Origin of the sequence: Polaribacter sp. IC066, from assembly GCF_007997085.1 — a bacterium.
GTDB lineage: Bacteria > Bacteroidota > Bacteroidia > Flavobacteriales > Flavobacteriaceae > Polaribacter.
On sequence record NZ_VORR01000005.1, the window covers coordinates 74,619 to 92,900 of the forward strand.

The 18,282-nt window shown below is 31.6% G+C and carries 16 protein-coding genes and 1 pseudogene; 9 read left to right on the forward strand and 8 right to left on the reverse strand.

All coding sequences use genetic code 11. The features are described from left to right. Position 1 precedes the first annotated feature (1 nt). The 7 genes from ES044_RS02635 to ES044_RS02660 all read left to right on the forward strand — a co-directional run bounded on the left by ES044_RS02635 (position 2) and on the right by ES044_RS02660 (position 6,486). Positions 2 to 760, forward strand: a complete 759-nt coding sequence (locus tag ES044_RS02635) for an EI24 domain-containing protein (RefSeq protein WP_147117895.1) — start codon at positions 2 to 4, stop codon at positions 758 to 760. Positions 761 to 1,033: 273 nt separating this feature from the next. Beyond that, positions 1,034 to 1,192, forward strand: a complete 159-nt coding sequence (locus tag ES044_RS18425) for a hypothetical protein (RefSeq protein ID WP_189663166.1) — start codon at positions 1,034 to 1,036, stop codon at positions 1,190 to 1,192. Positions 1,193 to 1,199: 7 nt separating this feature from the next. Further along, positions 1,200 to 2,108, forward strand: a complete 909-nt coding sequence (gene hemF / locus ES044_RS02640) for an oxygen-dependent coproporphyrinogen oxidase (protein ID WP_147117894.1) — start codon at positions 1,200 to 1,202, stop codon at positions 2,106 to 2,108. Positions 2,109 to 2,172: 64 nt separating this feature from the next. Then, positions 2,173 to 3,570, forward strand: a complete 1,398-nt coding sequence (locus ES044_RS02645) for a sensor histidine kinase (RefSeq protein WP_147117893.1) — start codon at positions 2,173 to 2,175, stop codon at positions 3,568 to 3,570. Beyond that, positions 3,570 to 4,277 carry a response regulator transcription factor gene (locus ES044_RS02650; protein WP_147117892.1) on the forward strand — a complete coding sequence of 236 codons (708 nt, stop codon included), beginning with the start codon at positions 3,570 to 3,572 and terminating at the stop codon, positions 4,275 to 4,277. Before ES044_RS02645 ends, ES044_RS02650 begins: the two co-directional genes overlap by 1 nt. Before the next feature lie 103 nt (positions 4,278 to 4,380). Further along, positions 4,381 to 4,953 (forward strand): hypothetical protein, encoded by a 573-nt coding sequence (locus ES044_RS02655; RefSeq protein WP_147117891.1) that lies wholly within the window; start codon positions 4,381 to 4,383, stop codon positions 4,951 to 4,953. A 189-nt stretch (positions 4,954 to 5,142) separates the two neighbouring features. Next, positions 5,143 to 6,486 carry a dihydrolipoamide acetyltransferase family protein gene (locus ES044_RS02660; RefSeq protein WP_147117890.1) on the forward strand — a complete coding sequence of 448 codons (1,344 nt, stop codon included), beginning with the start codon at positions 5,143 to 5,145 and terminating at the stop codon, positions 6,484 to 6,486. A gap of 445 nt (positions 6,487 to 6,931) precedes the next feature. On the opposite strand, the gene ES044_RS02665 is transcribed toward ES044_RS02660, so the two are convergent. From ES044_RS02665 to ES044_RS02695, 7 genes and pseudogenes are all read right to left on the reverse strand, one after another. Continuing rightward, entirely contained in the window at positions 6,932 to 8,101 is a 1,170-nt protein-coding gene (locus ES044_RS02665) for an ATP-grasp domain-containing protein (protein WP_147117889.1), read from the reverse strand. A 207-nt stretch (positions 8,102 to 8,308) separates the two neighbouring features. Beyond that, positions 8,309 to 8,497: a hypothetical protein gene (locus tag ES044_RS02670; protein WP_147117888.1), complete on the reverse strand. Its 189-nt coding sequence runs from the start codon at positions 8,495 to 8,497 to the stop codon at positions 8,309 to 8,311. Positions 8,498 to 8,569: 72 nt separating this feature from the next. Beyond that, positions 8,570 to 8,833, reverse strand: a complete 264-nt coding sequence (locus ES044_RS19175) for a hypothetical protein (protein ID WP_317131210.1) — start codon at positions 8,831 to 8,833, stop codon at positions 8,570 to 8,572. A 110-nt stretch (positions 8,834 to 8,943) separates the two neighbouring features. Further along, positions 8,944 to 9,195: pseudogene (locus tag ES044_RS19180) on the reverse strand (serine hydrolase); the annotation flags it as partial. 180 nt (positions 9,196 to 9,375) lie between these two features. Further along, positions 9,376 to 9,528, reverse strand: a complete 153-nt coding sequence (locus ES044_RS19420) for a serine hydrolase (RefSeq protein WP_147117961.1) — start codon at positions 9,526 to 9,528, stop codon at positions 9,376 to 9,378. A 516-nt stretch (positions 9,529 to 10,044) separates the two neighbouring features. Further along, positions 10,045 to 10,731: a GNAT family N-acetyltransferase gene (locus ES044_RS02690; protein WP_147117885.1), complete on the reverse strand. Its 687-nt coding sequence runs from the start codon at positions 10,729 to 10,731 to the stop codon at positions 10,045 to 10,047. A 68-nt stretch (positions 10,732 to 10,799) separates the two neighbouring features. After that, positions 10,800 to 13,367, reverse strand: coding sequence for an ATP-dependent Clp protease ATP-binding subunit (locus ES044_RS02695; RefSeq protein ID WP_147117884.1), 2,568 nt, complete (start codon positions 13,365 to 13,367; stop codon positions 10,800 to 10,802). 264 nt (positions 13,368 to 13,631) lie between these two features. On the opposite strand from ES044_RS02695, the gene gyrA reads away from it, so the two are divergent. Then, on the forward strand, positions 13,632 to 16,172 hold the full coding sequence (gyrA, locus tag ES044_RS02700) for a DNA gyrase subunit A (RefSeq protein ID WP_147117883.1): 2,541 nt from the start codon (positions 13,632 to 13,634) through the stop codon (positions 16,170 to 16,172). 23 nt (positions 16,173 to 16,195) lie between these two features. Next, positions 16,196 to 17,443: a tetratricopeptide repeat protein gene (locus tag ES044_RS02705; protein WP_147117882.1), complete on the forward strand. Its 1,248-nt coding sequence runs from the start codon at positions 16,196 to 16,198 to the stop codon at positions 17,441 to 17,443. A 54-nt stretch (positions 17,444 to 17,497) separates the two neighbouring features. Here the strand turns inward: ES044_RS02705 and ES044_RS02710 are convergent, their stop codons facing one another. Continuing rightward, positions 17,498 to 18,268 carry a C40 family peptidase gene (locus tag ES044_RS02710; protein ID WP_147117881.1) on the reverse strand — a complete coding sequence of 257 codons (771 nt, stop codon included), beginning with the start codon at positions 18,266 to 18,268 and terminating at the stop codon, positions 17,498 to 17,500. Positions 18,269 to 18,282 lie beyond the last annotated feature (14 nt).

Genomic DNA, 18,282 nt, shown 5'->3' on the forward strand with positions numbered 1-18,282 from the left:
TATGATAAAGAATGTAATTTTAGGAATTAAAGAATATGCAGGGGCTTTTGCATTAATAGGCAACTTAAAACTTTGGCAATATTTTATAATTCCGATATTGATTAGCATTATAACTTTTATACTGATTGGTTTTCAGGCCTATGTATTATCTGATAACGTGGGCAATTTTATTGCTAAAGTATGGATTTGGGATTGGGGTAAAGAAACCTTTATTTCCATCAGTAACTTTATTGGTGGTGTTGTGGTTTTTATCATTGGCTTAATTTTGTATAAACACATCATAATGGCTTTGTCGGCGCCATTTATGAGTCCGGTTTCAGAAAAAATCGAGTTTCATTTGTATGGTGATGTAAAACACTTGCACAGAAAAACATCTTTTACAGATCAATTAATAAGAGGTATAAAAATAAATGTTAGAAATTTGAGTAAAGAATTGCTAATTACACTGCCAATTTTATTGCTGAAATTTATTCCGATTGTAAACATATTCTCCACAATTTTATTGTTTTTAGTCCAGGCATATTACGCAGGGTTTGGTAATATGGATTATACCTTAGAGCGTCATTTAAGTTATAAAGAAAGTATTAAATTTGTAAAAAAGCACAAAGGTTTTGCGGTAGGAAACGGAATTGTTTTTATGCTTTGCTTATTAGTTCCTATTATTGGTATTATTTTTGTTTTACCCTTATCAGTAACGGCAGCATCAACAAAAACAGCAAAATTAATACATGATAAGCAGGAGCTTGTTGATGAAAAATAAGTTGTAAACTTTTATGTTTGAATTCAGTTTTTTTATAAAAGTCCTTCGTAAAGTTCCGCAAATCACCTAAAAGATTTATTTTGAATCTTGTAGGTATTTAAAATCAAAAAAAAAACATGAAACTAGAAATTTTAGAGAAGTATAAATTAATATCAGATTTTTCTAATTACAAGTTTTCTTCTTATGCAAAGATTATAAATCAAATTTAAAATATGCAGAAGAAGTTATGTCTTTGGTGTTGTTGATAATTTTATTATTTGTCATAGAAATGAGATGAATAATGAAGATTTACAAGACCTACAAGGTTTTGGAAACCTTGCAGGTCGCCAACAAGAAAGTAATATTGAAAGTAATAATACCAACAAGGTTTTAAAAGCCTTGCAGGATGAAACAGAAAGTTTACAGGATAAATCTGAAACTTTACAAGAATAAAGTTAGCATGAAAAATAAATTTCACAAGTATATAGAAGAATTACAAGATGCCATTACCTCTAGGATAGAAAAACTAGACGGAAAAGCTATGTTTGAAGAAGATCTTTGGGAAAGAGAAGAAGGCGGAGGGGGCAGAACGAGAGTCATAGAAAACGGTGCAGTTTTCGAAAAAGGCGGTGTTAATATTTCTGCGGTTCATGGCGAATTGCCCGAGGTTTTAAGAAACCAATTTAAAGTGAAAGAAGGAAATTTTTTTGCCTGCGGGTTGAGTTTGGTTTTGCATCCAACAAATCCTTTTGTGCCAACAGTGCATGCAAATTGGCGTTATTTTGAAATGTATGATGCGGAAGGAAATATTGTGACACAATGGTTTGGTGGTGGTCAAGATTTAACGCCTTATTATTTGTTTGATGAAGATGCTACTCATTTTCATACCGTGTGTAAATCGGCTTGTGATCTTCATAATGACGGTTTTTATAAAAATTTCAAAAAAACCTGTGACGAATATTTCTGGAATTCTCATAGAAATGAAGCCCGCGGAATTGGGGGTTTATTTTTCGATTACTTAAAAGAAAATGATGAATTTTCTATTGAAGATAGATTTAATTTTGTGACGCAAGTTGGCAATAGTTTTTTAGAAAGCTATGTTCCGATTGTAGAAAAAAGAAAAGAAATTCCGTTTACAAAAGCACATAAAGATTGGCAAGAAGTAAGGCGAGGTCGTTATGTTGAGTTTAATTTAGTGCATGATAGAGGAACTTTGTTTGGTTTAAAAACCAACGGAAGAATAGAAAGTATTTTAATGAGTTTGCCGCCAATTGTGCAATGGAAGTACAATCATCAGCCAGAAAAAGGAAGCGAAGAAGCAAGACTTCTAGAGGTACTTATGAATCCTAAAGAATGGGTTTCGTTTTAAGTTAATACAAGGTTAATAAAGCCTTTTTCTAAATAAATAAAAAATCATTTTCTTATTTTTGAAAATGAACAAAAAAATTAGGCTTCTAATTGTTATTTCTAGTTTGGGTTTATTGGCGTTGTCTGTTATTCAAGGATATTTAATTAACAATACCTATAAATTAAAGAAGACTGCTTTTATTGCCGAAACCAAAAAATCTATTTCTAGGTTAGATGACCTATCTCCAAAATTAGATGGAATTAACGAAACTTTGCAAGACAATTTCTTAAACTTAATTGCAGATTATTACGTAAAAAAAATCACAAAAAAACAAGTTTTAGAAAAGTTGAATTCTTACACAGATTCGATCAATCGCGTTTATATTGAATCTTATGAAAAAGAATTAAAAGAGCAAGAGATTGGGTATGATTTAAAATTTCAAAAGGTTGTAAATACCATTATTGTTTTAGATAGTGCTGGTATAAAAAATGACACTATTTTTTCATCTTTAAAAACGCCCTCCTTTCATTTGTTAGGGCACAAGTTTGATGAGAAAGATGGTCATAAAATAAGTAATTCTTTGTGGTTAACCGATCATGTTTTTAATAGAAAGGTGAACGGAGAAATGAGATCCATTACATTTAATCTTCAACTTGAAACAGAAGATAGAATGAATATTGATGGTTGGGAAAGAATTGTATTTGGTAGAATGGCAATTTTATTAGGTATGTCTATCTTTATCTTTTTACTAGTTTTTTGGTTGTTGTATTATTCCATTATAAACTTAATTACACAAAAGAAAATTGTTGATATTAAAACCGACTTTGTAAATAATATTACACACGAATTAAAAACACCGCTTTCAACCTTAACATTAGCCACAAAAATGTTACAGAATGATGAAATGGTTTTAGCTTCAGCACCATCAAAGAATATTGTGAACACCATTGAAAGACAGAATATAAGGTTGCAAAAGTTAATTGATCAGGTCGTAAACAATTCTTTGGGCTATCAAGAAATTAAATTGAATAAAGAGCTGGTAAATGCAAACGAATATCTGAATTTGATTGTCGATGATTTTCAATTGTCGTTAAATCTAGCTAATATTCAAATTAGTAAGAACATTAATATTGATATACCGTTATCTGTAGATAAATTTTACTTTACCACAGCAGTGCTCAATATTTTAGAGAACGCCGTTAAATACGGCAAAGAGAATTTAAAAATCGTTATTTCTGCAAATATAACTGCAGATTTTAAGTTGATTATTTCTGATAACGGAATAGGGATTCCTAAAAAAGAAGTTCCTTTTTTGTTCGATAAGTTTTTTAGAGTAGGCAATAAAGAAGTGCACGATGTAAAGGGGTTGGGGTTGGGTTTGTATTATACAAATCAAATTGTAAAAGCACATCAAGGTAAAATTTTAGTTGAAAGCAAGCAAGGAAAAGGAACCAGTTTTACCATTTTAATTCCAATAGCATAATGATTTTGAACAAGCACATTTTATTAGCAGAAGACGATGCCGATTTTGGTAGCATTTTAAAACAATATTTAGAGATGGTCGGTTTTTCTGTGGAATGGGCAAAAGACGGAGAAGAAGCGTTAGAATTATTTGATAAAGGCAGTTTTAATATCTGTGTTTTAGATGTGATGATGCCAAAATTAGATGGTTTTTCTTTGGCTGAAAAAATCATAGAAATAAACCCTGAAGTCCCTTTTGTTTTTCTTACCGCCAGAAAAATGAAGGAGGATACATTAAAAGGTTTACAATTAGGCGCAGATGATTATATTGTAAAACCCTTTGAAGCTGACGAACTGGTTTTAAGATTAAGTAATATTTTAAAAAGAACACAAAGAGCTATAAGCAACATTACTTCAAATATCACTTCCGAAGAAATTGTGCAAATAGGAAACTACAAGTTCAATACCAAAAGATTAGAACTTCAGCTTCATCATAAGACGCAAAGACTCACAGAAAAAGAGGGGGAGTTAATCCAGTTTTTGTACCATCATAAAAATCAATTATTAAAAAGAGAAGAGATTTTAAAAGCAGTTTGGAGCACCGATGACTTTTTTTCGGGCAGAAGTATGGATGTTTTTATTAGCAGATTACGTAAATATTTTAAAGAAGATCGTAAAATTTCTATAGAAAGTATTCGCGGAATTGGTTTAGAGTTTAAAGTAGGTTAATGTCTTTTTACGACGGTTAATCTTGGGTTAACGAACTAGGAATATTTTTTTTAAGTGAAATTCAGAAATATATTTGCCTCACAATAATCTTAAAAACAGACGTATGAAAAATTTATTTTTAACAACAGTAGCAGCTTTATTTTTATCAAGTAGTACTTTTGGGCAAGGAACTCCAAAAACACTTAAAACTCCAAAAACTACTTCTTCATCAACCACAAAAAGTAATTCTTATTCTTTTAGTTTTGATACGGATGATAAAGAAGAAAATTCTTCAGTCTCTATCAAAAGGAATGACAATGTTTATAAATTTTCGGCAAAATTCCATGAAAGTAAATTTGAAAGTCTTAAAAAATTAGTGACGGATAAGTTAGGAGATAAAAATTTAACAGTCTCTAAAGACATGCACAAATGGTTAAAAAGTGAAAACGGAGAAAAAGTCTATGAATGTAAACTTACCGAAGATCGATTAAGAATTTACGTGGACAAGGAATATGCAAGTACGAATATGATTACGATGATGAACGATTTTGGTGATGTTCTTAAAGATGCAATTTCTGGCACAGATTCTAAACAGCAAGACAAAGAAGAGGCAGAAAGAGCATTAAAAAAAGCAGAAAAAGCCCTAAAACGTGCGCAAAGAGAATTAGAAAAAGTAAAAAATAGAGCAGATAATTAAGCGACTCTCTTTAGTATATGTTTAAATATAAAAGCTAAATTGTATATTATATTTTGTAATAATTATAATTTTAGCTTTTTTTTTACGAATAATATAATTTATATTTTTTTTGTTGATAAATTAAAAAGATAAAAAAACATTAAAATCATCGCTTTGTCGTACTTTTGCAGTCTCTTAAACTAGAAAAAAATGGCAATTTTTGAATTAAAATTACCCAAGATGGGTGAAAGCGTTGCAGAAGCAACAATAACTTCTTGGTTAAAAGAAGTTGGAGATACTATTGAATTAGATGAAGCTATTGTAGAAATAGCTACTGATAAAGTAGATTCTGAAGTGCCAAGTGAAGTAGCAGGGAAGCTAATAGAAATTCTGTATCAAAAGGATGACGTAGTTGCTGTTGGAGAAACAATTGCTATTATAGAGATTGAAGGCGAGGATTCTGGTGAGGTTGATACTAAAACTGAAAAAGTGGAGGAAACGCCAAACGAAGTTGCAGAAGTAGAAAAATCGATTGAAAAAGCAGCAGAAGTGGTTGCTGATCCGATTTCTAAAACTTCAGATTCTGGTAAGTTTTATTCGCCATTAGTAAGAAATATTGCCCAAACAGAAAATATTTCGATGCAAGAGCTAGAAACTATTTCGGGTTCTGGAAAAGATAGTAGAGTAACAAAAGACGATATTTTATCGTACATAGAAAATAGAGGGAAAGCAACACCAAATGAGGTAGCTCCTGCAAAAGTAGAGGCGCCAAAATCAACTGAAAAAGCACCTGAAAAAGTAATTGAAAAAACGGTTTCTAAAGCAACACCGGTATCTGTAAATGGAGGTGATGAAATCATCGAAATGAGTAGAATGGGCAAGTTGATTGCGAAACACATGGTAGATTCTGTTCAGACCTCTGCGCATGTACAGTCTTTTATAGAGATTGATGTGACTAATATTGTAAAGTGGAGAACGAAAGTAAAAGACGCTTTTTTACAAAGAGAAGGTGAAAAATTAACGTTTACGCCAATTTTAATGCATGCAATTGCATCGACTATTAAAAAATATCCGATGATTAATATTGCTTTAAATGGCGATACCATCATCAAAAAGAAAAATATCAATTTAGGAATGGCAGCCGCTTTGCCAGACGGAAATTTAATTGTGCCTGTGATTAAAAATGCAGATCAATTAAATTTAGTAGGAATGACAAAAGCTGTAAATGATTTGGCAACAAGAGCTAGAAATAATGCTTTAAAACCAGACGACATTCAAGGAGGAACATATACGGTAACAAATGTTGGTAGTTTTGGTTCTGTCATGGGAACCCCAATAATAAACCAACCACAGGTAGCAATTTTAGCTTTAGGTGCTATTAGAAAAGTACCTGCTGTGATTGAAACGCCAGATGGAGACTTTATAGGAATTAGACAAAAAATGTTTGTGTCGCATTCTTATGATCATAGAGTTGTAAATGGTGCTTTAGGCGGCATGTTTATCAAAACCTTAAAAGAAACTTTAGAAGCTTGGGATTTAAATGCTGATTTTTAAAATATTATTATTGTTGGAGACGAGATAAAAGAAACAAGATAAAAGAAACAAGAGAGAAGAATTAAGACTAGATTATAGCTAATTACAGTTAACTCTAAAAAACAAGGTGTCATTTTAAAACAAGTGAAATCTCTTCATTTAGGAACGATATATAAACCTAATCTATTTTTAATCGGACTCGAATTAGTAAATAAACAAAAAAACGCTTGGATTGACCAAGCGTTTTTTTGTTTATTTACTTTATGAGTTGGTTTTCGTGTTTTATTTTTTTGTAACCTCCTGATTATTATAGACGCTTATTGGTGGGTTTTTTTTATCAATTTTTAAAAGAATAGTAAATAATTTAGGATGCTTGTATTAGAACATTATTAGAGAATTTCTGCTGTTTTAATTTTTTGTTTTACAGCTATATTTTATACCATTTCATCATTTATAAATTGATTTTCTAATTGATTTTTGTAATATATTTAGCCAAATCAGAATTTAGAATCTCATTTAGCTCCTTCTCATTTCCTTCACTTGTTTTGATAAATAGAAGTCCGAATGCAGGATATTTTTTAAAATCTAATTCTCTTACCACGACTATGTTTTCTAAATCTTGCGCAAGCATATTAAAATCAAAAGAAGCTATTTCTGATGGCTTTATACCTGAATTATTATTTAATAAAATAATGCTATAAATTTCATTTTTATCGTTTTTGAAAATAGCATCCCAATTCGGTTTTTTATTTAAAAATAAATATTGATACGAATTAAATCCAAATGCATAAAAAGAAAGATCTCCTGTTGTGCACCAACCTCCAAATCTTTGTGGGTTAATTTCGATAGGTTTAATTACATTATTTTTATCAATTCTAACCTCTAAATGCAAGGGAAAGTTTTTTAAAGCTGCTTTTTTTCCTATTGGTTTTAAGAAATTTTCAATACTTTCTTTATAGGTACGAATGATGCTTTGAGAAGTGGAGTACACTCGGTCACTTACATCGGTACTCGAAGAAAATTTATGATGTAGAATATTTAGAATTACTACTTCTCCATCCGCATTAAAGTAGGCATCTATGGCAAACTCTTCTCCTTCTATGTATTCTTCAATAATAAAGGTAGAAGCATCCATAACATCTTTAGGATAAATGCTTTTTAGAGTTTCATAGTTCAGTTCTTTTTTTGCGGTGTTCCAATCTAACTCATTATGAATAATATGCACGCCAATACTAAAAAAACCTAAAGAGGGTTTGATTACAAAAGGCAGTTTTATTTCATTTATGTTTAAAGTTTGAATTTCTTCTATTTTAATTTTTCTGAATAGAAAATCAGGAAATAGCGCTGCAGTGAGCTCTCTAAAGGCAAATTTATCTTTAAAGAATTTTATTTGTTCAGGGAGGTTTGTTGATTTTAGATTTTTAAAAATCCATGGTAATGAATTTTCTGAATTTGTATATATAATAGGATTTACACTGTTTAAAAACGTATGTTTTGCATCGCTTTCTGAAATCCAATTTAGTGCATCGTCATTGATCAATGACTTCGCTTCTTTGGTGGCAATGATTTCAAAATTATTGTCTTTAATCGTTTTTATGAGAAAATCTGAAACAAAAGGATAGTCTATAAGTATCATTATTTTTAGTTATATAATTTTATTAGCTGTGAGTTTTAAAGCAACTAAAGTAACAAACAAACTTCAGATAAAAAATTTAAAAGTAATTCAAGAAAGTAGATTATGCTTTGATTATTCCCATTTGTGGTTTTGTTTAAATTTTTTTAAAATAAGTACTGCGCTTTTTGCAAATAGATCCTATTTTTAGGATTGTTTTATGGCTGTTTTTTAAACCAAGCATCGAGCTTTTCCATTAGAAATTATAATTCCTGTAATTATGTTTTCAGTGTCTCGAACAATGTTTATTGAGCCAATACTTACTATTTCTAAAGCATTTTTACTTTTAAGTTTTACAGGGAAATCGTCATTTCTGGCATGATGGGCTATTAATTGATCGTTTTTTATACTAATAGTCATAATAATACCCGATTCTATTTTCTAGTTAATTGCGCTAATGGATCTGTTGTTTTGAATCTTCAATCTTCATATTTATTTTTTTGCAATGGCTCTCGGTTTAGGTTTTAGAAAAATAGCAGCGGTACTGCGCTCAATACTTCCTATAGCAGCAGACGAAAAATTAGTTAAGATTGCAATACTTAATTGTTTTTCTGGATACACACTTGCATAGCTTCTAAAACCAACACTAGCAACTCCATGCTGAATTTTGTCAGACCCTTTAACGTTATCCATGAATAGGCCAAAAATATACTTATTTTTGTTTCCATTATTGAGTGAATCGGTCGTTTGAAGCATTTTAAAAGTTGAGCGCCAATTTGAAGTGGATACAGTAAAATTTTGAAACCAATTTAATAGGTTTTTTGTGGTTGAGTATACGTTTATAGAGCCTATATAACCCCAATACGCTACCGCTCTAAAGAAATTATCTTTTCATTATAATAAGAGGTTGCATTATTGGGAACAATTCGATCATACCTGTCTTCTATATAGGTATTTGTCATTCTTAAGGGCTCAAAAACATTGGCTTTCATCCAGTCGGTAAATTTTTCTTTAGTTACATTTCCAATACTATTCACCATGAGCATATAAACCGTATTACAATATAGAAATTCATCGCCAGGAATAAAATTTAGTTTTTTTTGCTTTCGCATAAAACGATTTAAATCTTCATTTGTTCTAGAATTGTTATCTCGTCAACTCGCTAAACTTTACATAGCGTGCAAACTACGCATTTCGTTGGTGTGATGTAACATTTGGCGCATGGTAATGGTATGACCAAAATCTGGCATATCAGGCAACTATTTTCGGATGTCGTCATCTATCGATAACAATCCTTTCTAGTGAAGCATTAAAGTTACAATTGCGGCAAATTGTTTAGAAACTGAACCGATAGTAAAGATTGTTTTTGTGGTATTCAGAACCTGATACTCTAAACTAGCTAAACCGAATGGTTTTGAGTACAAAACTTTTCCGTTTTGGATAATACCGATAGCTCCTTTGGTATGTTTAGGTGCTGTCTATGTTGTAAATAAGCTATGAATTCAAAATTGTAAGTTGAACCAGCCTGTTTGGCAGGCAGGCTAATTTTGCTTTTTAGCGAAATCTTGGGTTCGAGGGTATTCATTTAGGTAGCATTTATAGGCATATCAAACGCTTTATTGTTAATATTTAATTCTTCTTGTCCGATAAAAGACTCGAGATTGCTCTGCTTTCAGAACCAACCTGCCGGCAGTTAGGGAACCAAGACTTTACCCTAACCACCAACAAACAGCTACAAGTTAAAATAAAATTGTCTATTTTATGTTGATGAAATTATTTTTAAAAAAGCAAGGTGTCATTTAAAAAAATTCGCAGAATCCTTTATTTTAAGAGGGTTTATCAAACTAAAAATATTTTTAATCGGACACCAATGATATTTAATTTAGAATATTAATTTAACTTTTTAATTTCAGAAAATATATAGGAAAACCCTTTTTATGTAGTGCAATATATTTGTAATTAGTGTTTTACTTTTTATTATATAACCACCAATTCATATCTCTGGTAATTTTATAGCCTAATTTTTCATAAAGAAAAATTGCTGGGTTTCCTTTGTTGGTATGTAAAATAGGAAGTTTATTTTCTTTTAAAATTTCTTTTGTGGTGTGGGTAACTAATTGTTTAGCGAGTCCTCTTTTTGTAAAATCAGGATGTGTAACCACAGCACTTACTTCAATAAAAGAATCGGTTTGCATTCTTTGGCCTGTAATAGCAACTAATTTGTCATCTTTAAAAATACCGTAATAATTGCCCAATTCAAAACTATTTTTTTGATAAAAACCGGGCATTACTAGCCAAATTAAATTGTAAATTTCATCGAGATATTCTTCGGTTAATAAAACTATTTTTTCAGTAATTTCAAGGTCAATCAAAGAATCTAAAACCATTTGACAACCATCAATTTTTTTTTCTAAAATTACTTTTGATGCATCGATTATTGGGTCTTTATTTTCTGAAACTAGAAAAAATGTATCTGCAGATTTTACAAATTGATTTAGCGCTTTTTTAGTTTTTGTTGCATCGATAAAACCACCGAAAGTTAAGATATCTGGTTTATAAAAGTGCACGCCATCAAATTCTATTTTGAATTTTTTATGGGTTTCATTTAAGGAATGCCAAACGGGGTTTTTTAATTTTTGTTCTAGTGTTGCCATAGTGATTTAAAAGTAAAAAACTCGAAGTAATTACTTCGAGTTTTTTGTGTCAATTAATTAAAAAAAAATTAAGAATTACTTTCTGTTCTAATTTCCTTTTTCTTTTCGCCTTTCTCTATTTTTATAGTAAGTTCGTCCTTTTCTTTATCAAAGTCCATCATAATACTATCGCCTTCGGTTAAATTAGAGTTTACAATTTCTTCTGCTAAAGCATCTTCAATATATTTCTGAATTGCTCTTTTTAGAGGTCTTGCACCATACTTTTTATCGAATCCTTTATCAGCAATATAATCTTTTGCCTCTTCGCTTAAATTTAACGTGTATCCTAAATCTAAAATTCTGTTTAGAAGTTTGTCTAATTCAATATCAATAATAGAATGAATATCTTCTCTTTCTAAAGCATTAAAGATAATTACATCATCAATTCTGTTTAAGAATTCAGGAGCAAAAGATTTCTTTAAAGCACCTTCAATCACAGATTTTGCATAAGAGTCTGCTTGGTCATTTTTAGAAGAAGTTCCAAAACCAACACCACCACCAAAGTCTTTTAATTGACGAGCACCAAGATTAGAAGTCATTATAATAATGGTATTTCTAAAGTCAATTTTTCTACCTAAACTGTCTGTAATATGGCCATCATCTAAAATCTGTAGCAACATATTAAAAACATCTGGATGCGCTTTTTCAATTTCATCTAATAGAATAACTGCATACGGTTTTCTTCGAACTTTTTCTGTTAATTGGCCGCCTTCTTCATAACCTACGTATCCTGGAGGTGCACCAATTAAACGTGAAATAGCAAATTTCTCCATATATTCACTCATATCAATTCTAATTAAAGAATCGTCAGAATCAAATAATTCACGTGCTAAAACTTTCGCTAATTGTGTTTTACCAACACCCGTTTGTCCCAAGAAAATAAAAGAACCAATTGGTTTGTTAGGGTCTTTTAATCCTACTCTGTTTCTTTGAATTGCTTTTACTACTTTGGTAACTGCTTCATCTTGCCCAATCACTTTTCCTTTAATGGTAGAAGGAAGTTCATGCAATCTGTGGCTTTCTGCTTCTGCAACTCTATTTACAGGAATGCCTGTCATCATAGAAACTACTTCGGCAACATTATCTTCGGTTACAATTTCTCTGTTTAATTTAGAGTCGTCTTCCCATTGTTTTTGCGCGGAATTTAAAGCAGCTTCCATATTTTTTTCGTCATCTCGCAATTTGGCAGCTTCCTCATATTTCTGTCCATTTACTGCTTTTGTTTTTTGATCACGAATAATTTCTAATTGAGATTCTAATTCTAAAACCTGTTTAGGAACTACAATATTTGTAATATGAATTCTAGATCCTGCTTCATCTAAAGCATCGATAGCTTTGTCAGGTAAAAATCTATCCGTCATGTATCTATTTGTTAATTTCACACACGCTTCAATAGAATCATCTGTATAATTTACATGATGATGTTCTTCGTATTTACTTTTAATATTGTGTAAAATCTGTATGGTTTCATCTACTGTAGTTGGTTCTACAATTACCTTTTGAAAACGACGTTCTAAAGCGCCATCTTTTTCGATATTTGTTCTAAACTCATCTAACGTAGTGGCACCAATACATTGTATTTCTCCTCTAGCCAGAGCAGGTTTTAACATATTAGAAGCATCTAAAGAGCCTGTTGCGCCACCCGCACCAACAATGGTATGGATTTCATCAATAAAAAGAATAATATCATCATTCTTTTCAAGCTCATTCATTAACGCTTTCATACGTTCTTCAAACTGACCTCTATATTTTGTACCAGCAACTAAACTTGCCAAATCTAAAGAAACAATTCGCTTATCAAATAAAATTCTAGAAACTTTGCGTTCTATAATTCTTAAAGCTAAACCCTCTGCAATTGCAGATTTACCAACACCAGGTTCCCCAATTAGCATTGGGTTATTTTTCTTTCTTCTGCTTAAAATTTGAGAAACTCGCTCAATTTCTTTTTGTCTACCAACAACAGGATCTAGTTTTCCTTTTTCTGCTAAATCTGTTAAATCACGACCAAAATTGTCTAAAACAGGTGTTTTAGATTTCTTAACCGTTTTTCCTTTTTGAGATTGATCAAAAGGATTTGATTTCCCTGGAGGATATTCATCATCCGAAGGCGTCTCTGCAATTGGGTTTGAAGGTAAAATGTCATCGTCAGTATCATCTACATGCAATTGTTTATACAAAGCTTTTGCTTCGTCATAATTTACCTGGTACTTCTGCATTAGCTTAGTTGTTGGGTCATTTTCATTTCTTAAAATACACAACAATAGGTGGGCAGTGTCAATCGCGTCACTTTGATATAATTTAGCTTCTAAAAAAGTAGTTTTTAATGCTTTTTCTGCTTGTCTTGTTAATCGTAAACTAGGTTTTTCTGTGCCTTCTACAAAGGCAGGATTTGAAGGATTTAATTGTTCTAATTTTTTTCGAAGTAATATTAAATCAACATCAAAAGCTGTTAATATCTCAATTGCTTTTCCTTCTCCTTTTCTTATTAAACCTAATAAAAGATGCTCTGTTCCAATAAATTCGTGCCCTAATCTTAAAGCCTCTTCTTTACTGAATGTGATTACGTCTCTTACTTTTGGTGAAAAATTATCGTCCATATTTCTTTTTGTATTCAGGTGAATTTAGTCTTCTTCTTTTCTCATTTATTACAAAAAAGATGCCAATATAAATAACTGCCAATTTGACTTTTCATTAAAGGTATAAAACTAATAGAAGTCAGACAAATAAATGACTGTTAAAAATTATAAAAAAATGTTGATAACTATGATGCATTCCAAGGGTGAAAGCCTTTGCAAGTACTATAAGAAATGTTATCTTGCCTTGTTTTAAAAAATTAGGATAAATACTAATAAGAATAATATATGGCAGACGGAGAAAAATTAATTCCGATTAATATTGAAGAGCAGATGAAAGCTGCATACATTGATTATTCAATGTCAGTGATTGTTTCAAGAGCATTACCCGATGTAAGAGACGGCTTAAAACCCGTTCATAGAAGAGTTTTATTTGGGATGCATGAGTTGGGTATTAAGGCCACCGGAACCTATAAAAAATCTGCAAGAATTGTTGGAGAAGTTTTAGGAAAGTATCACCCTCACGGAGATACTTCTGTGTACGATTCTATGGTGCGTATGGCACAAAGCTGGAGTGTGCGTTATATGATGGTTGATGGTCAAGGAAATTTTGGTTCTGTAGACGGGGATTCGCCAGCTGCAATGCGTTATACCGAGGTAAGAATGCAAAAGATATCAGAAGATATGTTGGCTGATATTGAAAAAGATACGGTAGATCATCGTTTAAATTTTGATGATACTTTATTAGAACCTACTGTTTTGCCAACTAGAATTCCTAATTTATTGGTAAACGGAGCTTCTGGAATTGCTGTGGGAATGGCCACTAATATGGCGCCTCACAACATTACTGAAGTTATAAACGGTACCATCGCCTACATTGAAAATAATGATATAGAGATCGATGAGTTAATGCAACACATCACAGCTCCAGATTTTCCTACAGGAGGAATTATTTATGGGTATGACGGTGTTAGAGAAGCTTTTCATACAGGTCGTGGTCGTATTGTAATGCGTGCCAAAGCGATTATTGAAGAGGTAAAAGGGCGTGAATGTATTATCGTTACAGAAATTCCGTACCAAGTGAATAAAGCAGATATGATTAAGAAAACTGCTGATTTGGTAAATGAGAAAAAAATATCAGGTATTGCGAATATCCGTGATGAATCTGATAGAAACGGAATGCGTATCGTGTATATTTTAAAGCGTGATGCCATACCAAATATTGTTTTAAATAAATTATTTAAATACACACAATTACAGACTTCTTTCAGTGTCAATAACATTGCATTGGTAAAAGGAAGACCAGAACAATTAAATCTAAAGCAATTAATTCTTTATTTTGTTGAGCACAGACATGAAGTTATTGTTCGTAGAACAGAATACTTATTAAAGAAAGCAGAGGCAAGAGCGCATATTTTAGAAGGATTAATTATTGCTTCGGATAATATTGATGAGGTTATTAGAATTATTAGAGCCTCTAATAATGCAGATGAAGCTAGAGAGAGTTTAATTGAGCGTTTTGCGTTAACAGAAATTCAAGCAAAAGCAATCGTAGAAATGCGTTTGCGTCAATTAACAGGCTTAGAACAAGATAAGTTGCGGGCAGAGTTTGATGAAATAATGTTAACGATTACTGATTTACAAGATATTTTAGCGAATGAGCCAAGACGTTATCAAATTATAAAAGACGAACTGTTGCATATTAGAGACAAATATGGAGATGATAGACGATCTGTTATCGAATATGCAGGTGGAGACATGCGCATTGAAGACATGATTCCTGATACCAAAGTAGTAGTAACAATTTCAAATGCAGGCTATTTAAAACGTACGAATCTAGATGAGTATAAGGTTCAAAATAGAGGAGGAAGAGGTCAAAAAGGAGCAACAACAAGAAATGAAGATTTTCTAGAACATTTATTTGTGGGTACCAACCATCAATATATGATGTTCTTTACGCAAAAAGGAAAAGTATTCTGGATGCGTGTATACGAAATTCCTGAAGGTGGTAAAAATACCAAAGGTAGAGCGATGCAGAATTTAATTAACATAGAACAAGACGATTCTGTAAAAGCATTTTTGGTAACACAAGATTTAAAAGACGAGGCATACATTAACAGTCATTATGTAATCATGGCAACGAAGAAAGGTCAGGTTAAAAAGACTTCTTTAGAGCAATATTCTAGACCAAGAACTAATGGTATTAATGCAATAACGATTAAAGAGGGTGATGAGTTACTAGAAGCTAAATTAACAACTGGCGATAGCCAAGTAATGTTAGCATTAGCATCTGGAAAGTCGATTCGTTTTGAAGAAGCTAAAACGCGCCCAATGGGACGAACTGCTTCTGGAGTTAGAGGTATTACTTTGCAACACGAAAATGACGAAGTTATTGGAATGGTTGCTGTAAACGATATGGAAAGTAATATACTTGTTGTTTCTGAAAAAGGATACGGAAAACGTTCTAAATTAGATGATTATAGAATTACCAACAGAGGTGGTAAAGGTGTTAAAACGTTAAATATTTCTGAAAAAACAGGTAATTTAGTAGCCATTAAAAACGTAGATGATTCTAACGATTTAATGATTATTAACAAATCTGGATTAACGATTAGAATGGCTGTAGAAGATTTACGTGTTATGGGGCGTGCAACACAAGGTGTACGTTTAATTAATATTAAGGGTGATGACAGTATTGCTGCCGTTGCAAAAGTAATGCGTGAAGAAGGTGAGGAGGTTATAGATTTAGAAGATGAAAATCCTGAAGGGATAGATTCTGATGATGAAATAGAGAATGGCACGGAAATTGAAAATGATAACCAAGAATAACAAATAAATTAATAAGTAGTAAAATGAAAAATAAAATAGTAGCGCTTTCTTTAGGATTGATGTCAATAGCAACCTTTGCGCAAAAAAACGAATTAAAGACTGCCGAAAAAGCCATTAAGAAAGGTCTTTTTAAGGAGGCTCAAGCAGCAATTCTTCCATTAGAAAGTATGGAAGCAAACATGGACTCTAAATACGAAGCAAAGTATTACTTTGTAAAAGGAGCTGCTTACGGCAAAATGGATCCGAAAAAAGCTGCTGAAGCTTACAATAAATTATTTCAAGTAGAAAAAGAAAGTGGAAAATCGAGATATACAGACGATGCCACTCCTCAATTAAATGACTTAATTCAGTTTGTTTCTGAAAAAGCAGTAAAGGCTTACAATACAGATAAAGATTATGAAGTAGCTGCTAAAAATTTTTATTTAACGTATAAGTTAAGTCCTACAGATACCTCTTTTTTATACAATGCGGCAGTAAGTGCTTCTTTGGCAAAAAAGTTTGATCAATCTTTGAACTATTACAAAGAGCTTCAAAATATAGGATATACTGGCGTTAAAACTGAATTTTTTGCCATCAGTGCAGATACTGATGAGAAAGAAAATCTAGGTTCTAAAGAGAATAGAGATACAATGGTTAAGTTTGGAAAGTATAACAATCCAACTCAAGAAAATTCAGAATCTAAAGAAGCCGATATTGTAAAGAATATTAGTTATATTTTAATAGCGCAAGGAAAAACTGATGAAGCAATTGTTGCGATTAAGAAAGCACGAGAATCAGATCCAAAAGATTTAAACTTATTGTTAAATGAAGCTCAATTATATATTAAGTTAGGTCAGATGGATAAGTTTGGTGCATTAATGCAAGAAGCGATTGAATTAGATCCAAACAACCCAACCTTATTATTTAATTTAGGTGTTGTTAATCAGAATGAGAAGAAAACAGAGGAAGCAATTGGTTATTATAAAAAAGCGATTGAACTAGACCCTGAATATGGCGATGCTTATATGAACTTATCGGTAGCAATTTTATCTGGCGAAAAAGAGATTGTAGATGAAATGAATAAAAACTTGTCTAATTTTAAAAAGTATGATGAATTGGCAGTGGTTCAAAAAGCTTTGTACAAAAGAGCACTTCCTTATTTAGAAAAAGCTGATTCCATAAAAAGAACAGAAGAGACTGTAAAATCTTTATTAAATATTTATGATCTTACAGGAAACACTTCAAAAGCAGAAGTGTTAAGACCAATTTACAAGAAATTGAGAGGTATGTAAACTACATCTATTCGCAATAATAAAAAAACCGAAATCGTACGATTTCGGTTTTTTTTATATCATTTTTTTAATAACTCTTAATCTGTGGGTGTGCTTTTGCAAATCATGATTAAAAATACCGCTATGATCTAGCGTGTCAATTCTTACTTTGCCATGGGCATGTATAATATGATAATCTTGTAAGATAATGCCAACATGAATTATTTCTCCTTCTTCATTATCAAAAAAAGCTAGATCTCCAGGCTCGCTTTCTTCTATAAAGCTTAATACATCACCTTGTTTTGCTTGCTCATTGGTATTTCTGCATAATTTATAACCACATAGTTGATATACTATTTGGGTAAAACCAGAACAATCAATACCAAAAGGTGTTTTTCCGCCCCAAAGAAAAGGCGTATTTAAAAACGTAAAAGCCTTTTGTATTAGCTCCTTTTTAGGCAGTTTTCCAGAAAGAACGTTTCCTTGATAACTAAATGTTTTTCCGTTTAATTGAAATGTATCATTTGTAAAAAAAGGCAATCTCGATCCTAAAGGAATCGTTAATAAATCGTTTGTTGAATTTGTGATAAAATCGATTACTTCACCAGCATACACCTTCTTTTGAGTAGCGAGTTTTGTGAATAAATCTTCAGAAATTTCTTCAAATTGTTTATTGTCTATATAACCTTCGCAGGCGTCAAAAGATATTTTAATTTTACTCCAATATTTTTGTTTTTCAAGAATTGTAAAGTTTTCGCCAAACAATACCTGACTAATCATTTCTGATTTGTCTGATGGTTCTACTCTTAAAGCAACACTACTTAAAGTACAAATTCCGTATAACAAGTTATAAGTTTTGA

Excerpts from the sequence above, each read along its gene's own strand:
- ES044_RS02635 (WP_147117895.1), top strand. The coding sequence starts at position 2 with ATGATAAAGAATGTAATTTTAGGAATTAAAGAATATGCAGGGGCTTTT.
- ES044_RS18425 (WP_189663166.1), top strand. The coding sequence starts at position 1,034 with ATGAATAATGAAGATTTACAAGACCTACAAGGTTTTGGAAACCTTGCA.
- hemF (WP_147117894.1), top strand. The coding sequence starts at position 1,200 with ATGAAAAATAAATTTCACAAGTATATAGAAGAATTACAAGATGCCATT.
- ES044_RS02645 (WP_147117893.1), top strand. The coding sequence starts at position 2,173 with ATGAACAAAAAAATTAGGCTTCTAATTGTTATTTCTAGTTTGGGTTTA.
- ES044_RS02650 (WP_147117892.1), top strand. The coding sequence starts at position 3,570 with ATGATTTTGAACAAGCACATTTTATTAGCAGAAGACGATGCCGATTTT.
- ES044_RS02655 (WP_147117891.1), top strand. The coding sequence starts at position 4,381 with ATGAAAAATTTATTTTTAACAACAGTAGCAGCTTTATTTTTATCAAGT.
- ES044_RS02660 (WP_147117890.1), top strand. The coding sequence starts at position 5,143 with ATGGCAATTTTTGAATTAAAATTACCCAAGATGGGTGAAAGCGTTGCA.
- ES044_RS02665 (WP_147117889.1), bottom strand. The coding sequence starts at position 8,101 with ATGATACTTATAGACTATCCTTTTGTTTCAGATTTTCTCATAAAAACG.
- ES044_RS02670 (WP_147117888.1), bottom strand. The coding sequence starts at position 8,497 with ATGACTATTAGTATAAAAAACGATCAATTAATAGCCCATCATGCCAGA.
- ES044_RS19175 (WP_317131210.1), bottom strand. The coding sequence starts at position 8,833 with ATGCTTCAAACGACCGATTCACTCAATAATGGAAACAAAAATAAGTAT.
- ES044_RS02690 (WP_147117885.1), bottom strand. The coding sequence starts at position 10,731 with ATGGCAACACTAGAACAAAAATTAAAAAACCCCGTTTGGCATTCCTTA.
- ES044_RS02695 (WP_147117884.1), bottom strand. The coding sequence starts at position 13,367 with ATGGACGATAATTTTTCACCAAAAGTAAGAGACGTAATCACATTCAGT.
- gyrA (WP_147117883.1), top strand. The coding sequence starts at position 13,632 with ATGGCAGACGGAGAAAAATTAATTCCGATTAATATTGAAGAGCAGATG.
- ES044_RS02705 (WP_147117882.1), top strand. The coding sequence starts at position 16,196 with ATGAAAAATAAAATAGTAGCGCTTTCTTTAGGATTGATGTCAATAGCA.